Source organism: Gimesia fumaroli (assembly GCF_007754425.1).
Taxonomy (GTDB): domain Bacteria; phylum Planctomycetota; class Planctomycetia; order Planctomycetales; family Planctomycetaceae; genus Gimesia; species Gimesia fumaroli.
In genome coordinates this window covers 471518-490106 of record NZ_CP037452.1, presented here as the reverse complement: position 1 = coordinate 490106, position 18589 = coordinate 471518, and the positions used below count along the sequence as shown (strand labels likewise).

The following is an 18589-nucleotide window of genomic DNA, read 5'->3' as shown; positions in this document are numbered from 1 at the left end:
GTTGTAATCTGTTGCTGATTGCTGAGTTATTTCGCAAAGCCGAATTCGGTTCCGGAAAGTTCTGCCGCTCCGGCAGTCACTATCTGCGCACCGACCGCAGGTCCGCGTAAGAGAGCGACTCGTCCGTGATCAACCCAGCCGACCTCGACACGGCGTCGAACGTACTGGCGTTCTCCCACTTGTTCGTAGACCCATTGGCCCCCATAAATATCATAGATGAGTGCCGACCACGGCACGGTCTTCATGCTAGCCTCGCCAGTCAACGGCAGGTGGGCTGAAACTTTCTGGCCGGGGCGAAATTGATGATTGTCGTTCGGAACTTCGTAATAGATGTCAACCGCAGCCGAAAGCGGCATCGCGGTAGGTGGAAGTGAGACCGGTTTTGCCAGAACATCTTTGTTTGATAAGTGACCATCCAGCAGAGTTAGGCGGGCGGGGCGTTTCATATCAATTTCGTCGAGTTCCCCCACATAAACGGGAACTTTGATCCAGAGGACCGCATCATTCATCACCTCAAACAGCGGGAGCCCGGCGGCAATCAACTGACCCGGTTGAACGTTTGTGGTACGGACGATGCCTGACAGGGGAGAATGAATGGCGAGCGGCTTGAGCGTGCCGGCATCTTCATCCAGTTTAATGCTGTCGACCAGTTTTTTGCGACTCTTCGCTGCCGCCAGAACTTTATCTGCCAGTTTCACTTTAGCTTTGGCATCGTCAACGGCACGTCGGGTGCCTACATTGTCCTGTAACAGACGCTGTGCCCGCGTCAACTCGATTTGCGCCGCTTCCTTCTGCACATTCGCCTGCTGAAGTATCCCCTCTGCATCGATTTGAGATTGTGCCACCGCCGCTTTTGCTTCCGCGAAGCGAATCCGCTCAGCCGGGGTTAAAACGGACCGCTCAGGCGAGAGCAACGGCAACAATTCCAGTAACGTTTCATCCTTTTTAATACGCTGGCCAACCTGTGGGAATAAATCGCCGTGTGGATGCCGCAGTGTTCCGGCGAGCGGGGCAGAAACAATCACCGAAGCACCTGTCGGCAAAACCATTTCAGCGCCATAAGGCCTAGTGCGAGGCATTGAGCGGATTTCCACAGGCTGCGTTTCCACTCCCAGACTTTTAACTGCCTCGGGACTGAGTTGAATGATATTTAGATCCGCTTCATTCACAGGGTGAGTGGTCTTCGCATGGTGTTCTACATGTTTGGTTTTTGTCGACGTACTTTTCTGTTGTGCTTTACGATCGCGATCCCAGATGATGAATAGCAGCCCTAAAATGAGACAAAACCCCAGAAGTGCCAACGTTTGTTTTAGAATTTTCATTTCAAATTTCTTTCTCATGTTTCGTTTCGCTCAAATTGGCTCTGATCTGGCTGTTCATTTAAGAGGAGCATCACACCATAATTTGGTCTGTGGGAGTGGGACTCGGTTCATCAGCGTTCGTATATAATCGCAGACGAACCATCACTGTCGTCCCTTGTTCGGGCTGACTTTGAATTTCAATGGTGCCTTCGTGCATCAAAACGGCAGCTTTGGCAATTGAGAGGCCCAGTCCGGCTCCCCCGCCTGAATATTGACGCGATGGATCGACCTGAAAAAAACGATCGAACAGATGCGGCAAGTCGTCGGCAGAAATTCCGATGCCCGAATCCTGGATTTCGATGACAGCCATTTGTCCTGAGACATTCAGGCGAGCCGTCACCTGTCCGTCACAGTGTGTGTACTTAATGGCATTATCCAGAATGTTGAAAAACACCTGGCTGAGGCTGATATCATCGCCGAGGACTTCGCATGCCGCTTCAACTTCACAGTTCAAGGTCACACCACGATCGTCTGCAAATGGTCTGAGTTGATCGACCACATCCAGCAGGAGCGCGTCCAGTTGAACGGGATCATGATTGCAGGGCACGATTCCGGCATCATGACGACTAAGATTAAGCAGTTGATCTGCCAGTTTTCCCAGACGTGTTGTTTCCTCAACCACGACAGCCAGCGTCTGAGCGTATTCTTCTGGAGTACGAGAGGAACGCAGGACCGACTCGGCTTCCAATCGCAGTGCTGCGATCGGTGTGCGGATTTCATGTGAAGCATCCGCTGTGAAACGACGGATTTCATTCACAGCACGTTCCAGCCGGCTAATCAGCGAGTTCAGCGCCACTGACAGTTTTCCGATTTCATCATCCGGATTGGAAACATTGATCCGATGGTCCAGACAGGTAATGTTGATCGCATTCGTGGAGTCCACAATCTGCTGGACCTGCCGGAGTGCGCGTCTCGCCAGAAACTGACCGCTGGCAATCGCCAGCAGAACCGCCACCGGTAGCAGGAAAGCGACCGCCCAATGCAGGGTGTGGAGATCATTATACAGCGGAATGAGAGAGGTCATCACCTGCACGTTCAAGGTGCCGAACGAGCCAGACAAAGTTGTGCTCACAATGCGATACGGGCCCAGGCCATTGAGTTCCCGCGTTTCCAGTATTTCTTCTGGTAGCGGTGTGATCGGGTGAGACAAAGTGACCACAGGTTCCTTCAGCCCTGTACTGTTAAAAATGACGCGCCCCGATTCATCGGTGACTATAAATTCATAAAAATCATGCTGGGAAAATCGAGCAGAGGCTTGCGACGCGAAAACAGAGGCACTGTCGGCGAGCGCGATTTCCAAACCAATTTCCTGCAGTTCTTCACGCAAGCCGGTATCCGTACGTGCCAGCACCTGAGACCAGACCAACAGGCAGAGTACCAGAGAGAACACGCATAACATCACTGCCAGCGCGAATGCGTACCAGAGTGTTAACCGCCAGCGAATCGAAAGCTGTCTCATGGAGGATCTCCCAGCAGATAACCCTGGCCGCGCACGGTATGCAGAATGGCGGTCTGCCCGGGTTTCTCAATCTTCTTGCGCAGCTGGTTGATCTGAACCTCGATCACGTTGGTCCATGTCGCCGTCGATTCCTTCCAGACGTCGCGGGAGATCATCTCTCGCGTCACTATCTGATTGGCATGCGAAATCAGATAGGCCAGTAACTCCAGCTGTCGGTTCTGCAAGGAAATTGACCTGTCGCCCCGACGAACGATGCGCGAGACCAGATTCACCGTGAGATCGCCGAACGAGAATTCTCTCTCGTTCGCTTGTGCGTCCCTACGCAGCAATGCGCGAATGCGTGCCAGCAGTTCATCGAGGGCAAATGGTTTGACCAGATAATCATCAGCACCCATATCGAGTCCGGAAACACGATCTTCAATGGAATCACGGGCTGTTAAAATCAGTACGGGGATTTTGTTCCCTGTAGCGCGGAGTTGCTTCAACCATTCCAGGCCGGACCCATCGGGCAGCATTAGATCCAACACGACCAGGTCAATTCTTGAAGACATTTTTTGTGTTGCCGCGCCTAGTGTTTCTGCAGCTTCTGGTTCAAATCCTGATTCGCTCAATGTGCGCATAATACTCCGTAGGAGATTCGTTTGATCTTCGACGATAAGTATCTGAGGCATTGCAGCGTGACCCAAAATAAATTTAACACGGGTTGATATCATGGAAACAGATGAATATCACTTCTTCAAATTCCATTATCAGCTATGCAGGCACATGATAGAAGCCGCAATCATACGATATAAACTCGAATTAATCTTACGGGTAGTTGATTTCGAAAACATTGGGTTCTGTTGATATCACTAGCAGAGTGTAATACTGATTTTACAGTGCCATTTAGGTATTTCGATATTCACTCTGGTTTTCGAGGACTGATGCTCGGTCCAATTGATCTACCTATAGAGCAAAATCTGTCAGACAACCTACTTCAGAAACCGAATATCAAAACCACTCATTTTGATGGTAAGTAGGAACTATAGTGTTCGAGCTGCAGTACAATTGCGTTGAAGTAGTTAGCCCATAACTCAAGTGCAATTCTGTTCGTTAAACTCGTCATTCGTCGTACTGTAAATATTAACGACCGTTTTCGCTTGCGCGCGTTGTGTCTGAAGCCGGTAGGCTTTAGGTTTCATACCGCTTCGCGGCCGTTCCCTGCCCAGGGAGCCGTGCGTGACCCACGAGAGGCGACCAAAGGGAGACGCGAGGCCGAGGATGGAGCCATTACGTCCCTGGAATGTGTTGGAAGTCTCGGCCTCGCGGGTTCCCGCCCGCGAGTGGTGTCACCTCATAAGAGATGTTTTTTGGCTTTGCCAAGCCCCGTTCGGTCGATTTTCCATCGCCAACGGAGGATGTTTTACCTCGCACCTACCTGCGGGGGCAAACGCGGGGGATACCGCTCCCCTACTCACGTGGTTTTTTATTGAGGCCGCTTTATTGATTTCCGTTCTGAAAAATTGATTTTTGATCAGCGAAAATAAAAATCATGCCGCTGCTTCAGTGGACTGATCCTGGCTTGATTCCAAAAGTCGCAAGACCTCAAAAACGGGTTTTAACTCGTCTTGGCAACGAACCAATCGGGCGCGAATGATGCTGTTCTGCTCTAGCTGAATCGCTTGATTGTAGAGTGTCCGTTTTTGATCTGCGGAAAGGCTTTTCCATTGGACAAGCTGTTTTTCGCGTACTTGCCTGCGTTTTTTGTCCGCTTCCGTAGCTTCAAGCTCAGTCTGTTCTTCCTGTGCATGAAATTTTTTCTTCTGTTTTGACGTTTCCGTCACCGGACTGGCCCAATTTTCTTCAATTGCTTTGCGTAACAATCCCAGACGGTTTTGCTTCGGATTGCGTTGCGCGAGCCAGTTAATCTGCTTTTGAATTTCATCCGGTCCCCTCCCCTCTGCCAGTTCTCTGGCGATAACCTCATCAAAACCGGCATTTCGTAACAGTTGAACTGAATCCAATTTTTCAAAAACAGCAACAGCAGATATTTCCTGTTGTTTGTCCGTGTTATTTTCAGGTGTCTTTTCTTGAGTCTGGTTTTTGAACCGTTCGGCTGGTGGGGTTTCTGAACCGTTGCTGGTCTGGTTTTTGAACTGCCCTGCCCCGGCTGGTCTGGATTTTGTACCGTGGACTTCGGAATGGGCTTGCTGATGCCAACGAATGGCATAGGTAGAAGGTCGTCGCTGATTGCTGCTCGGATTCACCGAGCCTTTCTCGACACAATGAATATAACCCGTTTCAATGGCATGTTGGATCGCGGCACTGAGAGTGGACCGATCACTCAGACCGGCATACTTCTGGATGTAGCTGTAGGAAAGCGGAGCGACTTGACGGCGTCCCCCAAACTGGTTCTGATAGCCGACCGTGTGACGTAAGACAGTTCCGACGACTTTGACCACGGCCAGCGTCTCTTGTCTTACGATGAGATCAAAAAAACTATTCGGAATCGGAGTGCGATTCCCCTCCCCCGCAAAGAACCCGTTGAATGTTTCAGGGGTCTTTTCATAATGACCGTCAGTCGCCCAGCGTAGGCGGTAATGAGCAGTCTCAGCTGTCTGATTGTGTCCGTTGGCCCTTCCCGGTTGCAGACAGGCAATAAAACCACCGGCAACGGCTTCATCCAGTGCACTGCGAATTGCACCGCGGCTGATACCCGCTTCATGGATCAAATCGTGATACGAGAGACCGATATTCTGCTCTATCGGATTCCCCTCTGCATCCAGCCAGCCCAGTATTTTTCGCAACATGTAAGCTACCAGACGCACGGTTCCCCGTGAATGGTGCGGCAGACAGACATCAAAAAACTGATTCGGACAGTACAGAAAATTGGCCGTCAGATGCTCGAAACCGTTAAATTTCATTTACGGGATAAGAAACGGTTCAGAGTGGGGGTCTCATACCACTTGGGCTTACTCGCTTGGGTCTTGGTAGATGGCTTTGATTTCGGAGTGACGGAACGTTTTGATCGAGTGGCTGTTGTTGATTTTTTGGGAGTACCTTTCTTGGTCCCCTGTTTTGCAGAAGTTTTCTCTGCTTTCTTCGGTTCTTCCACAATGACCGCTTCCATTGTCGATCCGTTTCCAAGATCAACGACCTTGTCTGAGTCAGAGTCTGTCTCACCTTTTGGGGGTTCATCATCGGACGGTCCTTTCTGAGAACTGAGCCGATTGACGTCCGCCAGTTTTCCCATCACTTGATGCACCTCTTTCAAAAGCTCCTTCGTATCGGTGTGATCTTCCTTCAATGTGTCGAACATGTCCTTAAACATTTTGATCTGTTCCATAAACGATTCCTTGTCCTGCTGATGTTCCTGGGAGCGGCGATCATTCTCCTGCTCGAGTCGGCTGATCTGGGCTTTCAAAGTGGAGACCAGTTCGTTGTCTGTCGCGGTAGAACTCGGTCCCTCTTCTCGCGTTGATTTCTCTTCCTGCTCAGTTTGTTTTTTCTGCTTTTTTGCGGACTCTGTTCCATAATGTTTCTGGACCCATTCACGGCGGGCATACCAGGTCGGCGAGAGCCCCTGATTGGAAAGTTGTTGAATCTGTTCCAGCGTCACTGTGGTCCCTTCAAATTCCTTACCATCTTCGGTCCTGAGTTTGAGATTTCGGAGAATGTCTGAGTCCCCTACTCTGACCGCCTGACTGAAGTCGCGGGTTAATGAACGGTGGGAACGCTGGAACGCTTCTTCGATCTCTTTCTTGGTGAGATAACCGGCGGTGGGAGAGACTGACATAGTGCTGACGGGATGACAAAATAAGGCTGCTTCAGAATAGCGCGAAAGCTGAAAGGATGCCAACTTTTTCTGTCACCCTGCCCTTCAGGGTGTCAGACTCCCTGTCATGTGTCAGAGGGGGGTGACAACTAGCAGATTCCGCTTTCTAAAGCGAAAAAACAGACACATCAAACTTCCGTGCCAGACCATCATTTCTGTGTTGTCAGCCCCCGACAGGCTGTCAGTCATGGTTTCAGACGGGGAGTCCTGTCAGGCCGTCATTCTCCTCTGAAACAGGGTGACAAACCATCCCACTGGCAGGCTGTCATCAGCCTGTCGCATGGGGTGACGTCCGGCCTGACAGGCGGGGTGACCGCAGTAGGGGATTCGGTCTGCCCTAGTTTTGTGAGCAATAAAAAAAACCCGATTGACGAGGCTTTTTTCTTTGAAAATTACTTCGCATGGCAGTGACAATTGGCCCAAGGAAGATGGCAGCCCGGACAGTTGCCAATCTGAGCGTTGGCCTGAGTCATCACCGCATCAACGGCCTCTTGTGAGAGGGGATTGTGGTCCATGGTTTTGAGGGGAAAAGAAGTAAAATATTTTATATTGATTCATGCCAGCGATAGTCGAGGGCATCGTACAACTTTGACCAATGCTGAACATAGAAATTATAACCGGCACCATGAATGCCGAGTAGCAATTCCTCATCGAATTCGATGGCATAGATTCCTGTCGCGGCCACTGCTTGCCAACCGGCATCTCGAAAACTGATAGATTCTTCGTCATCATCTTCAATTGATTTCGTTAATTTTTCAATATTCCTAATATCGGCTGAATCTTTTGGAACAAACAATGTTCCCCACATTGGAAGTGGCAGCCATTCACTCCGATGTTCACTCAACTCCTCAATCCAGCGAGAGGGGATTTGTGAAAACAAATCGACTAGCCGGTGGACGACTTTCCGTCGCGAGGCACATTGACTGCAGTAACAATTCCAGTAAGTACCAAAGACATCCGTTCCATGAGCCGGTGTTGTTAAGTAGGCAGCAGAAACCATAAATATAAAAGGAAAGAAATCAGAAACCGGCATTTGCTCGCCGGTGCTCTCCTATTTCTCCCGAAGTCCAGGTGGAGTTGCCTCAGCAAACAACCTTGACGAGGGAGCACAATGGAAAGACCGCGAGCAGAGACGTAGCGTAAAATGATTCCTAATCGATTTACAGTCTTTCCAAGAATGTGAGCAAAAAAAGCCCTCGCTAACTGAAGTCAGCGAGGGAAAATGCATAAAACAAACCTGTGATGGGACTTGTCTACCTTTGACTCAGCATTTTGCGGGCTTGATGCTCATCCAATTCAATCCCATCGAGCTTGTACACGAATTGCATGTGCTCAACCAATGTTTTCGGTTGATACGTTTCAGAATGCGCTTCGCAAAGATCGAGTCGAAGCTCCGGGTGGCCTTTTACTCGCTGGTAGGATTTCAGTTCGACCAATGTTCTGTTCTCGTGATAGCAAATATCACAAATTCTTATTTGCATGATAAAAAGGGGAATCAAAATATAAAACTTGTGGGGAGTTCATTTGTCTTTAGTGTTAGCGATGGCCTTAAGAAGTTCAGGAATAGCACGCAGCATCGAAAATGTCACATTAAAATCGAAGTTCCAGAGAACATCATTATCGATCAATTCTCCATCTGCGTTATAGACTGCATCAGACTTGGATGGATGCTCGTCATAGCTCAGAACAACATTCTGAGCAGATTCCGTTAGATCATCGAATGTGTATGCGCGGACAATGGCATAGTTGCTCATAGGGAAAAATGGGAAAGAAACAAAAGCTCCGCCAGTCGAAATGAGCGGGAAAAAAGGGATTACTGCTCAATCGGTGAACAGTGTGCATATTGAAGGGGGGAGAGGAAATAAAGAACGCCGATTGCTCGCCGTTGCTTCCTCCTCCTGCCCGACTGCAAGGTGGAGACGGCAAAGCATCGCGCGGCCGTACAACCTTGCGGGAGTGGCGTACAATTCAAACAACTGCGAGCTATCCAAACAACAAGGAAAGAAAAACAACCCTGTTCGCCAGACTCAATTTTTCACTGCTGTTGAATGTCAAATAATGCCAATGACAGCCACTCCGCTCACTCCCAAAACACTCCCAGCGGCTTATCACTCCATTCCAAGCAGCTTGTATTATAGGTTTCACGAGTATGAGCCCACCGACTTCGGAACCGGAGGCAATCAGATACTTAGTCGGGTGTGGAGTTATTTCTGGGATTGAATTAGCTTTCGTCGAAATTACCTAAACTGACCTTCATAAGCCTTGATACAGTTTTTTTAGGCAAGTCAAAATACGGGCTGGTTTACACTCTCACTATTCAGAATCGATAAGTGGTAAGCCGAGGTCATCTCGAACGCGATTGGCATCTTCCAGAGTGATGTGATAGAGATAGATTGAGTAACCAGTCATAGCCACGGGTTTGAAGTATTTCAAAAAGTAATCATTCGAACCTTCCCGTGCATGCAACATGTGAATACTGATTGCATACCAGCCCGGTTGTGGTCCACATTTTTGGGCATCAAAGATCGGATCCTGAGAAGCTAATATTTTTTTCCCGGTCCCGGAGGAGGTTGAGAAGCTTTGATCCCCAAATGAACCGGTTTGACAAGGCCATGACACAATACATGCAATGGTCTTGCTTCAGGAGGAGCAGCATACCATTTTTTTAAATACAACATGACCTGTCCCCAGTCGATGTTAGCGTCAATAAGATACCAGTGACCTCCCTTGGGGCCCCCGCTATTTCGTTGAAATATGACATACTGTGAGGATAAACAAACAAACTGCTACCAACCGACCAGAGTAATGCTGCACTCATCGGAATTGAGATTATCCACTGGCGGAATTTGATGGATTGAGCTACCTTGCTGATGAAAATGAATAAGAAAGGAAAAGAGGGAAGTACATATCGCAAGTATCGACTGAAACCGGTTTGTGAACTCACAAATAAAAAAATAGTTGCCGCTGGCAATAGCAACACAAGTTCATTTCTCCAGGAGGATCTATAATGTCGATTAAAAAAAGTCAATCCCATAGCCAGTAGAAACAGTCCCCATGTTCCCAGCGGCACTTTCATCATCAGTGCATAGAGGTAATAATACCCCCCACCCTTTTTCCACTCACCATTCAGGTATGACCATTTTTTTAATTCAAAGTCGACCTTTTGCAGGTCGATACCTCTCAAGTAATTTTTTGGAAACGGAACGGGAATTTTTCCCATCCAACTCCCGGTAAAGCGATTACCTCCTCCATTTTCGTCTACAACGGATTCATTCCCGGCCAGTGTCCGGCTTACAAATGTGTAATCTTCAATTGGCTTGAAAGAGCCTTCGAATCCGTAACCTAAATTCAGCACATAGACCCCCAATAGAATGATCACGGCTAATTGCACAATCTGCTTTTTACAGCTTTCCATATTTGAATCGAGACGCTGACGCCAGATCCAGCAAGCCCAGGAAAGAGGCCATAGTCCGAGCAAAATAATCCAAGTCATTTTAGTAAGTAGAACCAGTCCCAATACCAGTCCTGCAAATGCTGCTCGTCACCATGTTGGTTCTTTCAACCAGAGCCAGAATACGTAGCAACCTGTCACCCCCAAAGCAGTCGCGCCAGTGTCTGGAGTAATTGTTGATCCCCAAGCAATCACATTTGGTGAAAAGCACCAGAGAATGAGCAAGGAATCCGGAGGATGTTCCGTAAAGCTCCCTTGACCAGCGATAGCACACATAGCCTCCCAAAATGCTGAATGGAATACAGGCCCAGCGAGCTAACGTGAAATACCAAAATGCCTGTGGTCCATTTACCTTGATAAAAGCTGTGCCAACAGACTGACATGATACCATGACCGCCGTGTCAAGCCTCCTCCTTAAAACGTTAAGATGAGTGTTCCGGTTATCCATGATCTGAACATTCTACAAAGGAGGCAAATCCATGCGGCACATTGGTATCGATCTTCATCGGAGGACGGTTGTCATGTCGGCGGTCAATGATTCTGGAGAAGTTGTCTCTCCTGTGACAATCGAGTGTCAGAACACAAATGCCATTCTAGAATTTCTGCAACCACTCAAACCGTTCCGGGCGGTTATCGAGTCTACTGCGACCTATCGCTGGCTTTATCAATTGCTCTCTGAGGAAGGAACCATTCTGTTGGCCCATCCTGCGAAATTACGCTTGATGATTCAACGACGAGCCAAAACAGATCGTCTGGACTGTCAACTCCTGGCGAACCTGCTACGGATTAACCAGATCCCACTCTCCTACATCCCCCAGACGATTATCAGCAACTGAGAGAAATCACACGCCACCGCACCCGACTGGCCCGTGACAGAGCTCAGATCAAGATTGGTTTACGCGCATTATTGGCGCGTAATAACCGGGACGCCCCCTATCGAATCCCTTTTGGTCCTCGAGGGATCAAATGGTTCCGGGATCAATCGTTTTCGTCCATTGACAATCTGATCCGTGATGAGCTAATCACTCGGCTTGATCACTTTACAGAGCAAATTACTGTGATTGATCAGCAACTGGAAGAACTACGAGTATCCTTTCCTCAGGTAGAAGCATTACTCAATATTCACGGAATCGGACTGTATACGACTCTGGTTATTGTCGCCGAACAGGGGGAAGTCGAACGATTTCGCTCTGCGAAACAAGTAGGGGCTTATGCAGGATTGACATCGAAAGTGAATCTATCGGGAGGTCACTGTTATTATGGCTCCATTACCAGGCAAGGACCTCCCTGGTTACGTTGGGTTCTGACCGGAGTAGCGATTCACGTGATTCGGCGCGATGTTCCCTTGAAAAGGTTTTATACCCGAATTCGTAAACGATCTGGAGCCAAGAAAGCCCGGGTTGCTGTACCTCGCAAACTCGCGGAGATTTCCTGGAAACGATTATTCCGTTGGCAGACTGAGCATTCAGTACAGCCGGTTTGAAAGAGAGAAGAGATAAATTACACGAAAGCAGTGAGTTCGGCCCGCGAAGGGGGCTGGTGAGAAATACTCTGTACCGGTGACGTGAATGGGCGGCTCACTGATTGAATTGTAATCTGCGCGACGGCGTTCAGCCGGACGGCGCGAATGGGTGCCTATATCCGCGTAAATTTAAAATCGAGAAAACAATTGAAACGGAGGCTTGACACGGCGTAGTCATGGGTGCCCCCTTTAACCGAAACCAGAGCTTGATATACAATTCAGGTTTCTGGACCATTAAAAGGAGGCGATTATGCCCACGAAACGTCATTCATCCGAACAGATTATTTCTAAACTTCGGGAAGCCGAGATTCACCTCTCCCAGGGGATGACCATTCCCTTGATGTGCAAGAAACTGGGAATCCATCAGCAGACCTATTACAAATGGCGTCGTGAATATGGTGGGCTGCGGATGGATCAGGCCAAACGTTTGAAAGAACTCGAAAAAGAGAACAACCGTCTCAAAAAGTTACTGGCAGAATCAGAACTGGATAAATCGATTCTGAGGGAAGCTGCCTCGGGAAACTTCTAAGCCCGTCGAAACGGAGCAAGGCAGTGAATTTCGTACGGGATTCTATAGGAAGGGATCAAGTCTCAGAATGCAAGGTCATTAATTAACAAAATCTCTCATATTTCGTATGGATCAAAAAACGGGAGGGATGTCAAAGTCTATGTTTTTCCAGTAATGCACTCTTTACCGCATAGTATTAATCGCATGAAAAATCATGATCGTAGGAGAACGGCAATTGAGTGACTGCCGACGTCATAATAAGGGGTTTCCAAAGTTATTGATGGTTTCTCAACAATATCTTCGGGTGTATCGAGCGATGTATCTATCACTCTCATCCATTGACCTGCAAAGCCTTCGTGGATCCCAAACTTTAATGTTTGTGAGCTTGCATTGATCATCACATATAAATCGTTATCATGCTGCGAACTGCCGTGTAAACAATAGGCCAGCGAATGCGATTCGGACGACATGTCGACCATTCGTTTCACCCCATACCAATGAATATCATTTCGCCAAAATCTCGAACGGCAGATGGAGAGATGTGTGCGGCGAAACTGAATCATCATTTTGAAGAAACGAAAGATTTCATGGTTATCTTCAAGCCGTTGCCAATCGAGCCAGGTAGTTTCGTTATCTTGATTGTAGGGGTTACTGTTGCCATGTTGAGTCTGCAAAAATTCGTCGCCCATGCGAAACATTGGTGTGCCTTCAGAAAGCATCAGCAGGCAAAAAAAGTTCTTGACCTGTTGTTTTCGTAGCTGCATCACCTCTACCGGGACTTCATCGTCTCCTTCCCAACCGCAGTTCCAACTGAAGTCATCGTGACCATCCATGTTGCAATGCCCGTTTGTCCAATTATTTTTGTGATTGAAGGAGACCAAATCATAGAGAGTAAAACCGTCATGAGAAGTCACATAATTGATACCTTGATAAGGGTGGTATGCATGTACGAGGTCATCGGGAAAAGAGTCCGAGCTGCCGTAGATCCGCGTCATGAAATCTGGAACATTGCCCGCTTCGCCGCGCACGAATCGCTGAATCGTATCACGGTAAGCTGCGTTCCACTGCATCCACTTTGTTCCGGGAAAATTGCGGCCCAATTGGTACGCGCCGCCTGCGTCCCATGGTTCACCGATCAAACGCACATGAGCCAGATCGGCGTCTGCGGCTATCTGGCCAAAGATCGGTGGATCAGTCGTGTTGATCGAGCCATCAGAATTTCGGGTAAAGACTGAAGCCAAGTCAAAACGAAAACCATCAACATGCATCTCTCGTACCCAATATCGTAGGCTTTCCAGCAATAATCGTCTGACAGCGCGGTTTGCTGTGTGCAACGTGTTACCTGTGCCGCTAAAATTTGAATATGTGTAATTCGGATCACCAGTAACCATGTAATAGGTTGAGTTGTCAATCCCTTTAAAGCTATACGTCGGACCAAGTTGATTCCCTTCACAAGTATGGTTGTAGACCACATCTAAAATTACCTCAATACCAGCAGCATGAAGCGATTCAACCATTTCGCGAAATTCGACCAACTGGCAACATGGTTCGGTTCCGCTAGAATATCCGTCATGCGGTGAGAAAAAATTCAGCGGCATGTATCCCCAATAGTGTCCATCGTCCGGATCAAACTGATAGACAGGCATCAGTTCAACAGCCGTGACACCCAGTTCTTGTAGGTAAGGAATCTTATCGATAACGCCTCGAAACGTACCGCGATGCTCTTCATCTACTTCTGAACTAGGGTCTCTGGTGAAACCGCGCACGTGCATCTCATAGATCACTAAATCAGATTCGTGATGTGGCAGTTTGAAAGGCTCTGAATGATCAATACATGCTCTAGGATCTAATAATATTCCTAGCGGAGCACGTCCAGCGTTAGAGCCTGGATTGATCGCTGCAGAGCGATCAAAATCGGGTGGAAAAAAAACGGCCCTTGCGTAGGGATCAAGCAGGATTTTTTCTGGGTCGAATGTGTGCCAATTAAAGCCAGCCGCAGGTGAAGGCCCGCCCACTTGATAGGCGTAGAACTTCGCATTCTCAGCCTCTTCCAAGGCCACACGACAATGCCAGATTGGACCTGACTTATTTTTAAGATAGTCGAGGGACTTTTGGTAGACAGGACGACTCCATTGATCCTGTTTGTAAAGTAAGAGGGTCACGCTAGCCGCATGCTTTGAATAAATCGCAAAGTTGTACGCACGTTTGCCATCACCCCACGAGACTCCCAGCGGATACGGACTCCCCTCTACGCTCTCCCAGTTCAAAATATTATCATCCATTTGTTTCATCCCGTTAATGATGAGACCCTGTGCGACAATCAGTGAGTGGGATCAAACCTATTGTGGCAAACTGAGAAACTAAAAACGGTCTCTAGTTTTCCAGAATCCATGTCTCTGCATCTTCGGCTTGGCTTTGGTCGAAGTATTGTATTTTTGCTTTTGTGAATGGCCGACAAAACACTGCCATTCCGTGTTCCCAAGATTTTTCGCCAATCATCGCAATCTTTTTAATGTCTTTGAAATGCTTGAGATCGAACTTTATGTCTTCCCACAATGCGCCAGCTGTCCATCCGTGAAAGTCTTCCATTTCGAATAGAATCCGTAACTTACCATATTTGCTGATCCACTGTTCTACTTGTGGGGTGAATAGTTCGTAATCTTCTTTCGTTAGCTTGCCACTCACATGAACTCGGACCACATTGGTAGCTGAGTCTGCTTGTAGGTCAATTTCGTGGAATTTAATAGTCATGGCTTTCTCCTTCATTCTTATGATTAAAAGAATACATTACAAACTCTTAAATTGTATGTTAATTAAAACGGCAAACCTATCACAGTGGTTTGCCCGCCATTGCGGGATCGTTAACAGAATGTTCGTTCTCATTCATCCCCGTGTTGATCAATCATATCATCACCTCCCGTCGGCGGAAATGAATTCAGGCATTCACGCCGACAAAAAGCGACTTCAATAATCACGATCGTTAAGAAAAAACCACCTAGCCAGAGGAACATTTCGCGGCCTTCATTCCACAAATGCAATATCAGCAGGCTAACGGTTATCAGCATCAGTACAATACCTAGCAGAATAATCCAGGCTTTACTGTTTGTGATAGATCGCAGTTTCAGGTTAGCTACAGAAACCGCAATCGAAACCAACAAAAACGTCATACTTGAAAACAAGGCAATGAATTCCAGGCTGCCGAGTATGGTGAATGCTCCAGCTAAAACCGTCAATAAAACGATTGCGATCCATGGCACATCCGTTCGGCTTCGAAACGAGAATGAATGGGGCATGCGGTTTTCAGTCGCCATCTCGGCCATCATACGTGATGCACCGAATGCGGTTGCATTCACAGCTGATGATGTTGCCAACAGAGCTGCAAGGTCAACCAATATCCCACCAGCATTTCCCAGCGCAGGCTCCGCAGCAACAGCCAGTGCATATTCTTCAGCAGCAGCAATTTCGCTGGGTGTCAAATTACCGACAGCAATAACAGCAACACCAAAGTAAATCAGCGAAGTGATGGCAATTGAACCGTAAATACCCCATGGTATATTGCGTTCTGCATTTTCAGTCTCCATAACCGCGTTAGTAATCAGTTGAAATCCCTCGAATGCGACAAAGATCATCGCTCCAGCAATGAATACAGATGGAACCCCCTTCTCAAATACCGGAAATAAATGATCCTGCTTGACCGAGAAGATTCCAGCGACGGCAAATAGGCTAAGTAGAATGACTTTCGTGAATACAATGATGACTTCGGTATTTCCACTCGACTTCACACCTTGCAGATTGATCAACATGAAAAAGAGAAGGACTCCCGCTGAAAGCACAATTCGGACGGCCTGTGAATCGGAACTGCCCAGTAAATGTGCTCCATAGGCACCAAATGTATAAGCATAGAGTGCGAGGGTTCCGACATAACCAATAACGACTGTCCAGCCAACAATACCGGCAAAATTTGGATGTCCTGGAAACGCTCGATCAAGATAGGTAAAACTTGCACCGTCACTATGGAACCCGAGAGCTAGCTTGACATAAGAGTATCCCGCTGCGAGTGCCACGAAACTACCTACAAGAAATGCGAGTGGTGCGGCATGGCCTGAAATTTTAACAGCCATCCCAAGTACCGAAAAAATGCCACCACCAATCATTCCACCGATGCCCATCGCTAGTAGTTCGGGTAAGCCGAGCTTCTGAGTGTGGTTCCGGTTCGCAGTGTGCTGTACGTTATTTAAATGGTTGATCGTAATACATCCATTGGGTTAGCATTGTTAATTGCAGTTACTCGATTATCACAGTTCGGTCTTAATGTTTGCTGAGTTCATAAACGTAGAGGGTCGGAATCACCAACAGGAAGAACCATCCTATGATGTCAAGCAGCACAGGAGGCGAGTCTCGCAGTATTCCGCGAGTCAACCCCGTTTTGGACAATACCTCTCTCTTCCAGATGATGACCAATCCTGGTATCGAAAACAAGATGGCAAACGCCGCTTCGAATAAACGATTGTCTGAAAAGTCTCCTACGACGGCACCTAAAATTCCATTCACTATCATCACGACAACAGCTAATAATTTTTCTTTTGTCAGTGGCATATGTCGATCCTTTCCAATGTTTTCAAGTCGATAGTATTATGAACGATACCCATCAGACAGGATAAGTTTCCATGTGGCATGTTAGGATTGATCTTCATTGCCTTAACAGGATCCAATCAGTACTTATAACAAATCTCCCTCTTTCAAAGCCAACAAGTGTTGGATGAGATCGACGATTGTAATATCTGTGATGACTCGCTTATGTGAGTCGACAACCGGAATCTCTTTCACATTCGCTGCAAGCATTCGGCGTGTGACGACTCCGATTTCTTCTTCAGCGGTCGCACAAATTGGCTGCTTTCGCATGATGTCACCCGCGGTCTCTCGCGAAAGCAACCCGATCAAGGAACGCGCGTGAATCGTTGGTTCGTAATCTTGGTCGAAAACATGGCGGGTCAGCGCACTCAAAGAGACTGTACCTACGAGTTCCTTCCGATCATTTACGACGTTCAACATACGGCTGTGCCGGCAGTCCACGATGGCGGAAATCACATCTTCGATTGACGCGTTCTCCGGGACCACTGGCAAATCGCGGGGGCCGAGCCCTTTAATGACTTCGCTAATACGAATCTTACTGGTCTTATTATCAAGTAAACTCATTGCTATTGACTTTCAAGATTGTGACTACTATCGGTGGCTTCGCCTACACGAAATTATTCTTCGCAAAATGTATTATTGAAACCACCCACGTCGGTAGAAATTCCATAACATTCCGACGGCAAGCAGTAACATCAGGCTCACTACCGCAGGGTAGGCATAGGGCCAACCGAGTTCAGGCATCTTCTGAAAATTCATGCCGTAAATACCGGTAATCAATGTCAATGGTAAAAAAATTGTTGAGGTCACAGTTAGCAGTCGTAACCGGTCGGTCGTCTTATCCTGCAGATTGAGTTGATATTGATGTTCGATCGCACTCAGGTGAGCGAGCTGCCGACCCATCACACGGGATGCATGTTCCAAATGCAAGAATGCATCGCGAAAGTATTCGTGCAATTCTGAAACGCTGAACGATTCGGAGTCGATCGTTTGCAACGAACTGACGCAGTACAGTTGATCTTCGAATGTAGCTGCTAGCCGTGTCAATTGGCGTTTCAACGGGAGAGTTTCTTCTGTCAACTTCTTGTCGAAATTGTCATCGAGTAACTGATCTAGCCGGTCGATGACATCACGTGTTTTTAACGTGAACATCATGTCTTCGTCAATCACATGATCGAGAATCTGGTACAGAATTGCCGACGTGTTGTCGCCGTGAAAACGCATGCCGTCACTATAGCGTTCGATGATTTGCTGCAACGCGGGGATATCGGCCTCGTGTATTGTGATGATGATTCGAGGTAGGCAAATAATCCATAGAAATGTGCGATTTTCAATGTCCCATGCCGTGTGGATTGGCAAGGCAATGAAGAGCGATTTCCCATAGACAGCCAGTAATGAAGCCGGAGTTGGATCCAGACACGCTTCTATGGCTAGCGGATGTACGCCAATTGATTCAAGCAACGGTTGCAGTGACGCGGTGTCGCGATAGGCCTTATTAATCCAGTAGGGTGGTGCTGTTGCTTCTTGAGGGTTTCGACTGTTGACATCAGTCAAATTGCACCGATTTAAGCAACGTTCTGGCATGAGTTGAAAAATCTGTTCGGTCTTCATGGCTTCACCGCCAATATAATCTAATTTCTATCGGTACCCACGTGTCATTGATGTCGTACCTGACCGCTTTCATGGCTTTCCGGACATAGATTGACAGACAACCTGTTAAATTTAGAAATTCTTGTGGGTCCACAATTAAGTTATTATAACAAAACATTGATAACCTAAATTCGATAAGGTAACTGCTACGAATCGACCTCCTGGTCTGAGTATCCACTTGAATTCTGTCAG

Annotated in this window: 19 protein-coding genes; 4 read left to right on the top strand and 15 right to left on the bottom strand. The window is 47.7% G+C overall.

The window, feature by feature from the left end; all coding sequences use genetic code 11:
• Positions 1 to 26: 26 nt before the first annotated feature.
• From Enr17x_RS01885 to Enr17x_RS01865, 5 genes are all read right to left on the bottom strand, one after another.
• On the bottom strand, positions 27 to 1322 hold the full coding sequence (locus Enr17x_RS01885) for an efflux RND transporter periplasmic adaptor subunit (RefSeq protein ID WP_145228425.1): 1296 nt from the start codon (positions 1320 to 1322) through the stop codon (positions 27 to 29).
• A gap of 70 nt (positions 1323 to 1392) precedes the next feature.
• A complete protein-coding gene (locus tag Enr17x_RS01880) occupies positions 1393 to 2820 on the bottom strand; it encodes a sensor histidine kinase (RefSeq protein WP_145305543.1) in 1428 nt (475 codons plus the stop codon).
• Positions 2817 to 3491 (bottom strand): response regulator transcription factor, encoded by a 675-nt coding sequence (locus tag Enr17x_RS01875; RefSeq protein WP_145305542.1) that lies wholly within the window; start codon positions 3489 to 3491, stop codon positions 2817 to 2819. The genes Enr17x_RS01880 and Enr17x_RS01875 overlap by 4 nt, the downstream gene beginning before the upstream one ends.
• A gap of 858 nt (positions 3492 to 4349) precedes the next feature.
• The gene (locus Enr17x_RS01870) at positions 4350 to 5723 is read right to left on the bottom strand and encodes a hypothetical protein (protein ID WP_145228431.1); all 1374 of its coding nucleotides are present in this window, start codon (positions 5721 to 5723) and stop codon (positions 4350 to 4352) included.
• The gene (locus Enr17x_RS01865; protein WP_145305541.1) at positions 5720 to 6658 is read right to left on the bottom strand and encodes a hypothetical protein; all 939 of its coding nucleotides are present in this window, start codon (positions 6656 to 6658) and stop codon (positions 5720 to 5722) included. Before Enr17x_RS01865 ends, Enr17x_RS01870 begins: the two co-directional genes overlap by 4 nt.
• A 114-nt stretch (positions 6659 to 6772) precedes the next feature.
• Between Enr17x_RS01865 and Enr17x_RS01860 the strand changes: the two genes are divergently transcribed.
• Complete coding sequence (locus Enr17x_RS01860; protein ID WP_145228435.1) at positions 6773 to 7045, top strand: hypothetical protein; 273 nt, start codon at positions 6773 to 6775, stop codon at positions 7043 to 7045.
• A 133-nt stretch (positions 7046 to 7178) separates the two neighbouring features.
• Here Enr17x_RS01860 and Enr17x_RS01855 read toward each other — a convergent pair whose 3' ends face one another.
• The 4 genes from Enr17x_RS01855 to Enr17x_RS01845 all read right to left on the bottom strand — a co-directional run bounded on the left by Enr17x_RS01855 (position 7179) and on the right by Enr17x_RS01845 (position 10127).
• Complete coding sequence (locus tag Enr17x_RS01855) at positions 7179 to 7667, bottom strand: hypothetical protein (RefSeq protein WP_145305540.1); 489 nt, start codon at positions 7665 to 7667, stop codon at positions 7179 to 7181.
• 487 nt (positions 7668 to 8154) lie between these two features.
• On the bottom strand, positions 8155 to 8388 hold the full coding sequence (locus Enr17x_RS01850) for a hypothetical protein (RefSeq protein WP_145228439.1): 234 nt from the start codon (positions 8386 to 8388) through the stop codon (positions 8155 to 8157).
• A gap of 559 nt (positions 8389 to 8947) precedes the next feature.
• The gene (locus tag Enr17x_RS29430) at positions 8948 to 9253 is read right to left on the bottom strand and encodes a hypothetical protein (protein WP_198000915.1); all 306 of its coding nucleotides are present in this window, start codon (positions 9251 to 9253) and stop codon (positions 8948 to 8950) included.
• Between the two features lie 46 nt (positions 9254 to 9299).
• Entirely contained in the window at positions 9300 to 10127 is an 828-nt protein-coding gene (locus Enr17x_RS01845; RefSeq protein WP_145228443.1) for a hypothetical protein, read from the bottom strand.
• Positions 10128 to 10564: 437 nt separating this feature from the next.
• Here Enr17x_RS01845 and Enr17x_RS01840 point away from each other — a divergent pair, with 437 nt between their 5' ends.
• From Enr17x_RS01840 to Enr17x_RS01830, 3 genes are all read left to right on the top strand, one after another.
• Positions 10565 to 10921, top strand: a complete 357-nt coding sequence (locus Enr17x_RS01840) for an IS110 family transposase (protein WP_145228445.1) — start codon at positions 10565 to 10567, stop codon at positions 10919 to 10921.
• Between the two features lie 71 nt (positions 10922 to 10992).
• Positions 10993 to 11568, top strand: coding sequence for a transposase (locus Enr17x_RS01835; protein ID WP_197995313.1), 576 nt, complete (start codon positions 10993 to 10995; stop codon positions 11566 to 11568).
• A 289-nt stretch (positions 11569 to 11857) separates the two neighbouring features.
• Complete coding sequence (locus Enr17x_RS01830; protein ID WP_145228449.1) at positions 11858 to 12136, top strand: transposase; 279 nt, start codon at positions 11858 to 11860, stop codon at positions 12134 to 12136.
• 191 nt (positions 12137 to 12327) lie between these two features.
• On the opposite strand, the gene Enr17x_RS01825 is transcribed toward Enr17x_RS01830, so the two are convergent.
• The 6 genes from Enr17x_RS01825 to Enr17x_RS01800 all read right to left on the bottom strand — a co-directional run bounded on the left by Enr17x_RS01825 (position 12328) and on the right by Enr17x_RS01800 (position 18331).
• Entirely contained in the window at positions 12328 to 14397 is a 2070-nt protein-coding gene (locus Enr17x_RS01825) for a glycogen debranching protein (protein WP_232100918.1), read from the bottom strand.
• Positions 14398 to 14488: 91 nt separating this feature from the next.
• A complete protein-coding gene (locus Enr17x_RS01820) occupies positions 14489 to 14866 on the bottom strand; it encodes a SpoIIAA family protein (protein ID WP_145223907.1) in 378 nt (125 codons plus the stop codon).
• A gap of 128 nt (positions 14867 to 14994) precedes the next feature.
• Entirely contained in the window at positions 14995 to 16362 is a 1368-nt protein-coding gene (locus Enr17x_RS01815) for an APC family permease (protein ID WP_261343530.1), read from the bottom strand.
• A 61-nt stretch (positions 16363 to 16423) separates the two neighbouring features.
• Entirely contained in the window at positions 16424 to 16711 is a 288-nt protein-coding gene (locus Enr17x_RS01810; protein WP_145305537.1) for a hypothetical protein, read from the bottom strand.
• A gap of 123 nt (positions 16712 to 16834) precedes the next feature.
• Positions 16835 to 17311, bottom strand: a complete 477-nt coding sequence (locus Enr17x_RS01805; RefSeq protein WP_145305536.1) for a CBS domain-containing protein — start codon at positions 17309 to 17311, stop codon at positions 16835 to 16837.
• 72 nt (positions 17312 to 17383) lie between these two features.
• Positions 17384 to 18331 carry a magnesium transporter CorA family protein gene (locus Enr17x_RS01800; RefSeq protein WP_198000914.1) on the bottom strand — a complete coding sequence of 316 codons (948 nt, stop codon included), beginning with the start codon at positions 18329 to 18331 and terminating at the stop codon, positions 17384 to 17386.
• Positions 18332 to 18589: the final 258 nt, after the last annotated feature.

Bases quoted from the DNA above. Each gene is read 5' to 3' on its own strand.
- Enr17x_RS01875 (WP_145305542.1), bottom strand. From the start codon at position 3,491: ATGCCTCAGATACTTATCGTCGAAGATCAAACGAATCTCCTACGGAGT.
- Enr17x_RS01850 (WP_145228439.1), bottom strand. From the start codon at position 8,388: ATGAGCAACTATGCCATTGTCCGCGCATACACATTCGATGATCTAACG.
- Enr17x_RS01825 (WP_232100918.1), bottom strand. From the start codon at position 14,397: ATGGATGATAATATTTTGAACTGGGAGAGCGTAGAGGGGAGTCCGTAT.
- Enr17x_RS01830 (WP_145228449.1), top strand. From the start codon at position 11,858: ATGCCCACGAAACGTCATTCATCCGAACAGATTATTTCTAAACTTCGG.
- Enr17x_RS01855 (WP_145305540.1), bottom strand. From the start codon at position 7,667: ATGCCGGTTTCTGATTTCTTTCCTTTTATATTTATGGTTTCTGCTGCC.
- Enr17x_RS01880 (WP_145305543.1), bottom strand. From the start codon at position 2,820: ATGAGACAGCTTTCGATTCGCTGGCGGTTAACACTCTGGTACGCATTC.
- Enr17x_RS01820 (WP_145223907.1), bottom strand. From the start codon at position 14,866: ATGACTATTAAATTCCACGAAATTGACCTACAAGCAGACTCAGCTACC.
- Enr17x_RS01805 (WP_145305536.1), bottom strand. From the start codon at position 17,311: ATGAGTTTACTTGATAATAAGACCAGTAAGATTCGTATTAGCGAAGTC.
- Enr17x_RS01840 (WP_145228445.1), top strand. From the start codon at position 10,565: ATGCGGCACATTGGTATCGATCTTCATCGGAGGACGGTTGTCATGTCG.
- Enr17x_RS01800 (WP_198000914.1), bottom strand. From the start codon at position 18,331: ATGCCAGAACGTTGCTTAAATCGGTGCAATTTGACTGATGTCAACAGT.
- Enr17x_RS01885 (WP_145228425.1), bottom strand. From the start codon at position 1,322: ATGAAAATTCTAAAACAAACGTTGGCACTTCTGGGGTTTTGTCTCATT.
- Enr17x_RS01810 (WP_145305537.1), bottom strand. From the start codon at position 16,711: ATGCCACTGACAAAAGAAAAATTATTAGCTGTTGTCGTGATGATAGTG.
- Enr17x_RS01870 (WP_145228431.1), bottom strand. From the start codon at position 5,723: ATGAAATTTAACGGTTTCGAGCATCTGACGGCCAATTTTCTGTACTGT.
- Enr17x_RS01845 (WP_145228443.1), bottom strand. From the start codon at position 10,127: ATGACTTGGATTATTTTGCTCGGACTATGGCCTCTTTCCTGGGCTTGC.